Source organism: Ruegeria sp. AP12 (genome assembly GCF_056540025.1).
The window spans coordinates 1-777 of sequence record NZ_JBQFVZ010000182.1 but is presented as its reverse complement, the minus strand read 5'-3'; the positions used below and the strand labels follow the sequence as shown (position 1 = coordinate 777).

At 59.2% G+C, this 777-nt stretch carries 1 protein-coding gene; it reads left to right on the top strand.

All coding sequences use genetic code 11. From position 1 onward, the window contains the following. The coding region (locus ACR0E6_RS22120; protein ID WP_480587405.1) for a dihydrolipoyl dehydrogenase family protein at positions 1–777 on the top strand (777 nt) is incomplete at both ends.

Sequence of the window (777 nt, the reverse complement as noted above, 5' to 3'; positions counted from 1 at the left end):
AACTGGGTATGAAAGTGGCTTGCGTGGAAGGACGCGGCGCGCTGGGCGGAGCCTGTCTGAATGTGGGGTGCATACCCTCCAAAGCGTTGCTGACCTCCTCGGCCAAATATGCCGAGCTTGCACATCTCTCTTCCCATGGCATTGCCGTCGAGGGGGCCAGCATCGACGTGCCGTCAATGATGGGGCGCAAGGACAAGATCGTTGGCGATCTGACCAAGGGCATCGGTTTTCTATTCAAGAAGAACGGCGTTGAGCTGATCGAAGGCTGGGCCCGCATTCCGGCGGACGGGCAAGTGCAGGTTGGCGATGATATCTATGAGGCCAAGAATATCCTGATCGCCACGGGGTCTGAGCCGACGCCGCTGAACGGTATCGAGATTGATGAGAAGGATGTTCTCAGCTCAACCGGTGCCTTGGCGCTGGACACGGTGCCTGATCATCTGGTTGTCGTCGGGGCAGGGGTGATCGGGCTAGAGCTGGGTCAGGTTTGGGCACGTCTTGGGGCCAAGGTCACAGTGGTTGAGTATCTGGACCGCGTTCTGCCCGGTATTGACGGTGAGATTGCGAAACTGGCGCAGCGCGCACTCAGCAAATGCGGCCTGAAGTTCCAGTTGGGACGCGCGCTGAAGGCCATTGAAAAGTCCGAAACCGGATTGACGCTTACTCTGGACCGGGTCGGCAAAGACAAGGAAGAGGTGATCGAAGCCGACAAGGTTCTGATCGCCGTCGGACGCCGGCCCGTCACGCGCGGGTTGGGGCTGGAAGAATTGGGGATAG